Source organism: Teichococcus deserti (genome assembly GCF_001982615.1).
Taxonomy (GTDB): domain Bacteria; phylum Pseudomonadota; class Alphaproteobacteria; order Acetobacterales; family Acetobacteraceae; genus Pseudoroseomonas; species Pseudoroseomonas deserti.
This window is the reverse complement of sequence record NZ_MLCO01000479.1, coordinates 1-8003: the sequence shown is the minus strand read 5'-3', so window position 1 is coordinate 8003 and position 8003 is coordinate 1. Positions and strand designations below refer to the sequence as shown.

General features: G+C 75.4%; 9 protein-coding genes. 4 read left to right on the top strand and 5 right to left on the bottom strand.

Going from position 1 to position 8003, the window contains the following annotated elements; genetic code table 11:
- Window positions 1-325, top strand: a 325-nt coding sequence (locus BKE38_RS32620) for a hypothetical protein (protein ID WP_207553726.1), incomplete at its 5' end; no start/stop codon positions are given.
- Here BKE38_RS32620 and BKE38_RS29290 read toward each other — a convergent pair.
- Both BKE38_RS29290 and BKE38_RS29285 read right to left on the bottom strand, forming a co-directional pair.
- Window positions 326-1894 carry a gamma-glutamyltransferase family protein gene (locus tag BKE38_RS29290; RefSeq protein WP_242662615.1) on the bottom strand — a complete coding sequence of 523 codons (1569 nt, stop codon included), beginning with the start codon at window positions 1892-1894 and terminating at the stop codon, window positions 326-328.
- 149 nt (window positions 1895-2043) lie between these two features.
- On the bottom strand, window positions 2044-2448 hold the full coding sequence (locus BKE38_RS29285) for a 4-oxalocrotonate tautomerase (RefSeq protein WP_076960625.1): 405 nt from the start codon (window positions 2446-2448) through the stop codon (window positions 2044-2046).
- Window positions 2449-2546: 98 nt separating this feature from the next.
- Between BKE38_RS29285 and BKE38_RS29280 the strand changes: the two genes are divergently transcribed.
- From BKE38_RS29280 to BKE38_RS29270, 3 genes are all read left to right on the top strand, one after another.
- Entirely contained in the window at window positions 2547-3395 is an 849-nt protein-coding gene (locus BKE38_RS29280; protein WP_076960624.1) for a LysR family transcriptional regulator, read from the top strand.
- A 129-nt stretch (window positions 3396-3524) separates the two neighbouring features.
- Window positions 3525-3734: a DUF2934 domain-containing protein gene (locus BKE38_RS29275; protein ID WP_076960623.1), complete on the top strand. Its 210-nt coding sequence runs from the start codon at window positions 3525-3527 to the stop codon at window positions 3732-3734.
- Between the two features lie 291 nt (window positions 3735-4025).
- Entirely contained in the window at window positions 4026-5594 is a 1569-nt protein-coding gene (locus tag BKE38_RS29270; RefSeq protein ID WP_083747958.1) for a sensor domain-containing diguanylate cyclase, read from the top strand.
- Window positions 5595-5598: 4 nt separating this feature from the next.
- Here BKE38_RS29270 and BKE38_RS29265 read toward each other — a convergent pair whose 3' ends face one another.
- From BKE38_RS29265 to BKE38_RS29255, 3 genes are all read right to left on the bottom strand, one after another.
- Complete coding sequence (locus tag BKE38_RS29265; protein WP_076960622.1) at window positions 5599-6396, bottom strand: SDR family NAD(P)-dependent oxidoreductase; 798 nt, start codon at window positions 6394-6396, stop codon at window positions 5599-5601.
- The gene (locus BKE38_RS29260; RefSeq protein ID WP_076960621.1) at window positions 6393-6908 is read right to left on the bottom strand and encodes a hypothetical protein; all 516 of its coding nucleotides are present in this window, start codon (window positions 6906-6908) and stop codon (window positions 6393-6395) included. Before BKE38_RS29260 ends, BKE38_RS29265 begins: the two co-directional genes overlap by 4 nt.
- Before the next feature lie 59 nt (window positions 6909-6967).
- Window positions 6968-8003, bottom strand: a 1036-nt coding sequence (locus tag BKE38_RS29255; protein ID WP_367596531.1) for an MBL fold metallo-hydrolase, incomplete at its 5' end; no start/stop codon positions are given.

Sequence of the window (8003 nt, the reverse complement as noted above, 5' to 3'; positions counted from 1 at the left end):
CGAGCAGCGCCTGCGCCTGCTCGGCGCGCAGCCGCGCCACCGCCTGGGCCGGCGTGACGCCCGTCTGCGCCAGGAAGCGGCGGTGGCGCGGCTGCGCGCCGAGCAGGCGCAGGCGCTGCTCGGCACCGCCAGCGCGTGGGCCAGCGGGCAGGCCAGCGGGCGGATGGGCGGGCGGATCGGCGAGATCGCCTTCCGCTGCGGCTTCGGCAGCGAGGCGGCGATGCGCCGGGCGCTGCGGCGCTGGGGCGGCGTCGGCGCGACGCCGGGTCCGTCAGCCTCGGGCGAGGCAGCCCTGGCCCGGGCAGCGCTTGGCGGAACGCCCTGATCAGCCGGGCACGGCGACCACGGCGCCGTTGCGGCGCGGATCCGCCGCCCCCTCCAGCCGCCCCGAGCCCGGATCGCGGGCGATCGCCTGCATGCCGCCGACCCGCCAGGAGAAGGGCCGCGGCAGCGCCTGCGCGTCATGCCCGCGCGCGCGCAGCTGGGCGATGACCTCGGCGTCGACGCGGTTCTCGATCTCGACCAGCCGGCCGTCCCAGAGCCGGGCGCGCGGCGCGTCGATCGCCGCCTGCAGCGGCAGCGCGAAATCCAGGTGGCTGACCATGGCCTGCACCTGCGTCTGCAGGATGCCGTAGCTGCCCGGCGTGCCCAGCGCCAGGCAGGCCGCGCCGCCGCGGGTCGATATGCTGGGCGACATGCACATGGCCAGCGGCGCCCCCGGCCGCGCCCGGTTCGGGCTGCCCGGCTGCACGTCGGCCCAGTAGAGGAAGTTGTTCAGCACCACGCCGGTGCCGGGGACGACGACGCCGCTGCCGAAGACCGAGCCCAGGCTCTGGGTGACGCAGACCAGGTTGCCGTCGCGGTCGGCGATGGAGAAGGAGGTGGTGTGGCCGGGATCGGCGCCGGGCGGCAGCTCGCCGGTCCATTGCTCGGTCGGGCCCTCGAGCCCGTCCCCGGCGCGCAGCTTTTCACGCAGCCGGGCGATATTGGCCTCGGACAGGATCCGTTCCAGCTTCGCCGGATCGGGGTTGTTGTCGGCGATGCGGATGCCGGCGGCCAGGCGGATGGCGCGCAGCACCAGGTCGAGATGCGCCGCCGACAGCGGCGCCAGCGCCGCCAGCTCGAAGCCCTCCAGCAGCCGCAGCGCCAGCAGGACCTGGAAGCCCTCGCAGGGCGGCGGCGGCACATGGATGCGCAGGCCCCGATAGGGCACCGCCAGCGGCGCGCGCCAGACGGGCGCGACGGCGGCCAGGTCGTCGCGCGTCAGCGTGCCGCCCTGGGCTGCCAGGTAGCCGGCGATGCGGGCGCCAAGCTCGCCCTTGTAGAGCGCATCCGCCCCCTCCTCGGCCAGCTGGCGGAGCGTCGCGGCCAGCATCGGCAGCCGCGCCGTCCCGCCTTCCTGCAGCGTCGCGTGGAAGGGGAAGGCGGCGGTGAAATCCGCGCCGGTGCCGGGGGCCGCGGCATGGGCAGGCGCGAAGGCGCGCATCTCCTCGATGCCGAAGCCAGAGAATTCGAAGCCCTGCCCGGCCAGGGCGATCGCCGGCGCCATCACCTCGCGCAGCGGCATCCGGCCATAGGCCTGGTGCAGCGCGCACCAGCCGGCGAGGTTGCCGGGGCTCGCCACCGCCGCCGGCCCCGACAGCAGCTGCTCGCGCGAGGTGAAGCGCCCGGCCGGGAAGGAGCGCGGGATCGGCGGGACGAAGTCCAGCACCCGCACCCGCGCCTCGGCGGCGACCCAGGCGGTCGCGAAGCCCATGCCGGCCAGGCCCGACATGTAGGGCTCGACCACGTTCAGCGCGGCGGCGGTGGCGACGGCGGCGTCGAAGGCATTGCCGCCGCCCTCCAGGATGGCGGCGCCGGCCTCGGAGGCGCGGCGATGCGCGCTCGCCACCATGCCGCCCTGGCTTCCCGTGACCCCTCCGCCGGATGCAGCAGCCGTCATCGCGTCCCCTCCCCCTCGCGGCGGCGCGGGCGAATCCCCGGCGCCGTCTGCCTGGCGGGAATGCTAGACGGCTTCTCCCGGCGCGGCCAAACCGGCGCCGGTCAGCCCGGATGCGCCGCCGCCCAGCGCCCGTTCTGGGTGCGGCCGCCATAGCCATAGGCGTCGCCGTCCACCGCATGCACCAGCACGTAGCTTTCCTCGTGCAGCGGGCCGAGCAGCGCCGCCATCTCCGTGAAGGCGGCCTGGACGAAGGCCGTGGTCTCCGTCTTGTCGTTGGTCCCGGCGGTGACCTTGATGTCCAGCCAGAAGGCCGAGAGCCCGGCCTCGGTCGGGTGCCGGCCGGCGATGAACCAGGCGTCCGGCGCCGCCTCCTCGACCAGCACGGCGGTGACGGCCGGGTCCTTGCCGAGCCGCGCGGCGCCGAGCCTCGCGGCGAGGGCCGCGATCTCGTCGCGCAGCCCGGGCCGCGGCGTGGCGGCGACATAGCGGATGGCGATCATGGGCATCGGAACCTCCTCGATCGTGATGCGACGGCGGCCAGTCTGGCGCTGCGCGAACCCTGCCGGAACGCTATGATCCGCACTTGTCATCATCGTAGAAAAGTATGCTCGACCTGGGCTCGGTGCGGCTGTTCATCCTGGCCGTCGAATTCGGCAACCTGACCCGCGCCGCCGAGGCCGCCGGCACCGTGCAGCCGGTGGTCAGCGCCCGGCTGAAGGCGCTGGAGGCAGCGCTCGGCCGCCGCCTGCTGGAGCGCTCGCCGCGCTTCGTCCGCCCGACCGCCGACGGCCTGGCCTTCCTGGAGCGGGCGCGGGCGCTGATGGCGGCGCATGACGCCGCCGCGCGCTTCGGGGATGCTGCCCCCCTGCGCTTCGCCATCGGCGCCAGCGACCACGCGCTCGGCGCCGGGCTGGAGGCGGTGATCCGCCAGGTGCGCGCGGCGCTGCCGGCGGGCAGCGCGCTGGCGCTGCGCCTCGGCCTGTCGCAGCCGATCCGCGCGGCCTTCGAGGCCGGCGAGCTCGACGCCGTCATCCTGCGCCGCGAGGCCGGCGGCGCCGGGGGCGAGGTGCTGGGCCAGGACCCGCTGGGCTGGCGCGCCCCCGAGGCGGCGGCCTTCGCACCCGGGGCGCCGCTGCCGCTGGTCACACTGGGCCCGCCCTGCGGCGTGCATGCGGTCGCGCTCCGCCGGCTGGAGGCGGCGCGGCAGCCCTGGCGCGAGGCCTTCCGCGGCGGCAGCTGCAGCGTGCTGCTGGCGGCGGTGCGGGCCGGGCTCGGCGTCGCGCCGATGGGGGCGGTGGCCTCGGGCCGGCTCGAGGATGCCGGGCCGCGGCTGGGCCTGCCGCCGCTGCCGCCCTCGGAGATCGTCATGCTGGCCCGCGCGGCCTCGCCCGCCGCCGGGGCCGCGGGGCGGGCGCTGGAAGCCGCGGTGCGGGCGATGCTGCGGCCAGGGTGACGGCCCGGGTGACGGCCCGGGTGATGGCCCGGGTGATGGCCCGGGTGATGGAGAGGGTGGGCGGCGCGCCACTTTCGCGCCGGCGCCGCGTTCTGCTTCCGGGAGACACCCCTCCCCGGGAGCAAAGCCATGCAAGAGGACGCGACGCGGCAGGCCGAGATCGAGACGCGGGCCTATACGCTGTGGATGGAATCCGGCCAGCCGGAAGGCCGCGCCGAGGAGTTCTGGCACCTGGCCAAGTCGCAGATCGAGGCCGAGGAACGGCCGGTCGAGCCGGCCGGCGGGATCTCCCTGCCGCCCGAGGAAGGGCCGGTCTCGCCGCCGCCGGCCGCCGGCTGAGCCGGGTCAGCCGAGGCAGCCCGCGCGGCCGGCGGTGACGTCGGTCGCCGCCGGCAGCGCCTTGCCGGCCCGGGCGGGGTCCCGCTCCGTCACGCGGGCCGGCCAGCGCACAGCTGGCCAGGTCGGACAAGCTGGTGCGCGACGGTTTTACTGCGCCCTGGCACAATCCCTGGATGTAGACGCCGCCCTCGCTACACCAATTCCTGGCGCGCATTAACACATCAGAAAGAAAGCTGCCCGCATATCGCGGCGAATACCTGTCTCTTCCCGCCAAAAGGGCTGGATCTTCTGATGTTGCAAGATGCGACAAGGGCGCCGCCGCGCCGCGCCGGACAGCGTGCCGGCGCCTGGCTGGTCACCCGCCTCGTCCCGCTCGGCCTGATCGTCGCCGCCGCCACCCTGCTGCTGGGCGGTGCCGTGCTGCTGGATGCGCGGCACGACGCCTGGGCGCGGGCAGAGCAGGCCTCGATGAACCTGGCCATGGCGGTCGAGCGCGACATCACCCGCAGCCTCGCCGCCTACGACCTGTCGCTGCAGGGCGCCGCCATGGCGATCGAGCAGCCGCATCTGGCCGCCAGCAGCCCGGAGATCCGGCAGATGGCGATGTTCGACCGCGCCGCCGGGGCGCGGCAGTTCGGCACGCTGCTGGTGCTGAACGCCGAGGGCGACGTGGTCGCCTCCTCGGCCGGGCCGGTGCCGCCTTCGACGAACCTCGCCGGGCGCGACGTCTTCCGGGTGCACCAGGCGCGCGCCGATCTCGGCCTCTATATCGGCCATCCCGACCGCGCCCCCGCCGCGCCCGAGGATCTGCGCGTGCCGGTCAGCCGCCGGCTGCCGCTGCATCGCAGCTTCTTCGGCGGGGTGGTGGTCGGCTCGCTGCGGCTGGCGGATTTCCAGGAGCTCTTCGCCCGCTTCGACCTGGGCCACCGCGGCTCGATCACCCTGCTGCGCGCCGACGGCCAGCTGCTGGCGCGCCACCCGGTCAGCCTGCCCGACATCGGCCGCGACTTCAGCGCCGCCGAGATCGTCCGCCGCTTCATGGCCGCCCCCGCCGGCAGCTTCCCCGGCATCGCGCCGATCGACGGGGTCGAGCGGCTCTACACCTTCCGCCACCTGGGCGACTATCCGCTGATCCTCAGCGTCGCCATCGCGGTGGACGACGTCTATGCCGCCTGGTGGCGCAAGGCGGCGGTGATCGCCGGCGTGCTGCTGCTGCTCTGCGTCGCGACCGTGGCACTCTGCGTCATCGCCCGGCGCGAGATCCGCCAGCGCCTGGCCGCCGAGGCGGCGCTGGTCGAGACGGCGGCGCGCTTCGAGCGGCTGTCGCAGGTCGACGGGCTGACGGGGCTGGCCAACCGCGCCAAGTTCGACGCCGAGCTGGCGCTGGCCTGGCGGCATGCGGCGCGGCACCGCCAGCCGCTGTCGCTGGTCATGCTCGATGCCGACTGCTTCAAGGGCTACAACGACCGCTACGGCCACCAGGAGGGCGACCGGGTGCTGCGCGCCGTCGCCGGCTGCATCAAGGTCGCCGCCACCCGGCCGGAGGACACCGGCGCGCGCTATGGCGGCGAGGAATTCGCGGTGCTGCTGCCCGGCACCGGCACCTCCGGCGCCTATGCGGTGGCCGAGAAGATCCGCGCTGCCGTCGCCGCCGCCGCCCTGCCGCATCTGGACAGCCCCTGCGGCCGGGTCACCGTCAGCGCCGGCGTGGCCCTGGTCTGGCCGGAGCAGGACAGCGCGCCCGGGCAGCTGGTCGCCATGGCCGACCAGGCGCTCTATGCCGCCAAGCGCGGCGGGCGGAACCGGGTGGAGATCGGCCTCAGCCTGGCAGCCGCTCCGGACATGGCGATGTCGGCCTGAGGCGTCACTCCTCGGCGGCGGCCGCCAGGGCCCGCTGCGCCTGGGCGCGCAGATGCGCGACGCCGCCGGTCGACAGGCCGCCATCCGCCGCCAGCTCGCTGCCGGTCATGAAGGAGGCCTGGTCGGAGGCCAGGAAGAGGACGATGCTGGCGATCTTCGCGGCGCTGGCCTCGCGGCCGAGCGGGATGGCCTGGCGGTTGGCTTCCAGGTGGCCCGGGGGCGCCGCTGCGGTCAGCGGCGTCGCGATGGTCGCCGGGTGCACCGAGTTGACGCGGATGCCGAGCGGCGCGAATTCCAGCGCCGCCGCCTTGGTCAGCCCGCGCACCGCCCATTTGCTGGCGGTGTAGGAGGGGTCGCCATGCGCGATCAGCCCGGCGGTCGAGGAAATGTTGACGATCGCCGAGGGCGCGGCGCGGGCCAGCAGCGGCCGGCAGTGCTGCATGCCGAGGAAGGTGCCCGCGACATTCACCGCCATGGCGCGGTCCCATTCGGCCCGGCTGGTCGCCGCCAGCGACTTGCGGATGATCAGCCCGGCATTGTTGACCAGCCCGTCCAGCCGCGGCCCGACCGCCGCCGTCAGCGCCGCCCAGTCGTCTTCCGAGGTCACGTCCAGCCGGTGGAAGGTGGCGGCAAGCCCTTCGGCCCGCAGCGCCTCGGCCAGCGCCCGGCCGGGCTCCTCCAGCACGTCGCCCAGATGCACCTCCGCCCCCGCCGCGGCGAAGCGCCGGGCGATGGCGGCGCCGAGGCCGCGGGCGGCGCCGGTGACGACGATGCGGCGGCCGGTGAAGAAGGTGCCGCTCATGCGCCGGCGCCGATCGCCACGGCGTCCTGCGGCGTCAGGCCGAGCTGCTGCAGCGCATGGCGCGCCGCGGCGTCGAAGGCGATGTCGACCCGCTCGGCGCTGGGGCGGCCCTGGTAGACCGCCGGCATGTCCGCAACGCCCAGGATGCGGTCGGCCCAGAGCCGCAGCTCGCAGCCCGGCACGGCGCTGGGCGCGATCCGCCGCGCCGGATCGGCCAGGAAGACGATGCGCGCCGCGCCGTCGGCGCGCGGCGTCAGGTCGACGAGCCCGGCGCTGCCCGGCGGCTGCCAGACCGCGTGATAGGCCACCGCGTTGAACATCCCCTGGCGGACGATCCAGCCGGGCACCACCTCGCCGCCCGCCTCGCGCACCCGATGCGCCACGTTGACGTGGCACTGGCCGGCGGCATGGCGCGGATCCAGCAGGGTCAGCGGCAGGATCGCCGAGCGCGACAGCTTCAGGCGCCGCAGGAACTGCTGGACGAGGGCGGGTTTCGGCAGGGGCGAGCTCATGTCCCCGCTCATACCACCAAACGGCGCGGCGGCGAGGTGGGGCGGGGGAGGTGGCGCGCTCAGGCGCCCGCCGACCAGACCTGCCCCGGCCGGGCGGCGAGGAAGCGCCCGGGCGCCACGCCGTCCCGCGCCAGCGCCGCCGCCAGCGCCTCCACCGGCCGGGCGACGCCCTCGTCGGTCAGCTTGAAGGTGCCCCAGTGGTAGCCCAGCGCCTGGCGGGCGCCGAGCAGCCGGAAGCCCTGCACCGCATCCTCGGGGTTCATGTGCTGGTCGGCCATGAACCAGCGCGGCGCATAGGCGCCGATCGGCAGCAGCGCCAGGCCGGGCGCGCCATGCCGCTCGGCGACGCGGCGGAAGGGGCGGCCGGCATCGAAGCCGGTGTCGCCGGCGAAGAAGACGCCCTCCCCCAGGCCGCGCAGCACGAAGCCGCACCACAGCGCGCGATTGCGGTCGAACAGGCCGCGGGCGGTCCAGTGATGCACCGGCTCCAGCACCGCCTCCACCCCCTGGCCGAGCGGCACCACGGCGCCCCAGTCGGCCGCCGTCACCGCGATCGCCGGGTCGTGGTCGCGGATGGTGGCGTCGTTGCCGAGCGGCGTCACGATGCGCGGCCGGTCGCGCTGCCAGAGCCGCGCCAGGGTCTCGAGGTCGAGATGGTCGTAATGGCCGTGCGAGACCAGCACCACATCGATCGGCGGCAGGTCGTCGAAGACGATGCCCGGCGCATTGACCCGCTTCGGCCCGGCGAAGCTGAAGGGGCTGGCGCGTTCGGACCAGACCGGGTCGGTCAGGATGTTCAGCCCGGCGCCCTGGATCAGGAAGCTGGCATGGCCGGCGAAGCTGACCCGCAGCGCGCGGCCCGGCACCCGCGGCGGCGGCCGGTCCGGGGCGAAGGGGCTGGGATAGGCCTCGGGCCAGGCCTCGTCCTCGCCGCCCAGCTTCCAGCGCGCCAGGTCGAGGAAGGAGCGCGGCCCGGCGCCGCCCGGGTTGAAGAAGCGGCTGCCGTCGAAATGGTCGCTGGCCGGCAGGGCAGAGCGCGCGGCGCCGCTGCCGAGGCAGCCGCCCAGCCAGGGCAGCGACCATTTCGACGGCAGC